Origin of the sequence: Vibrio sp. 10N.222.52.B7, from assembly GCF_041474275.1 — a bacterium.
GTDB lineage: Bacteria > Pseudomonadota > Gammaproteobacteria > Enterobacterales > Vibrionaceae > Vibrio > Vibrio crassostreae_C.
Genome location: NZ_JBFRTU010000564.1, coordinates 1 through 324, shown reverse-complemented (window position 1 = coordinate 324; position 324 = coordinate 1). Strand labels below are relative to the sequence as shown.

Genomic DNA, 324 nt, shown 5'->3' with positions numbered 1-324 from the left:
GAAGCACACAGCGCATTGGCTCAGTTCTACCTAAGAGAACAGAAGTGGTCAGAAGCACAAACCCACTTCGAGAAAGCACTAGCACTTCGCTCAAACGTATCAGATTACGGATACTTATCTGATGCACTAGAAAAGCAAAACTTAACGAAGGCTGCTCACGAAGTTTCTCGCAAGGCACTCGCTCTCGTTCAACCAGCTTAAACTGTTACAACTATCATGAAGCCGATGCCAAGCATCGGCTTTTTTGTATCTACTGTTTACCTTGGATAACTTCCTCAGTACCAATAAGCAAACACTAGAGATGGTAGTAAAAGTCTTCCATCC

General features: G+C 43.8%; 1 protein-coding gene. It reads left to right on the top strand.

The genetic code is table 11. From position 1 onward, the window contains the following. On the top strand, window positions 1-201 hold a 201-nt coding region (locus AB4512_RS24210), incomplete at its 5' end, for a tetratricopeptide repeat protein (RefSeq protein ID WP_372176035.1). Between the last annotated feature and the right edge of the window lie 123 nt (window positions 202-324).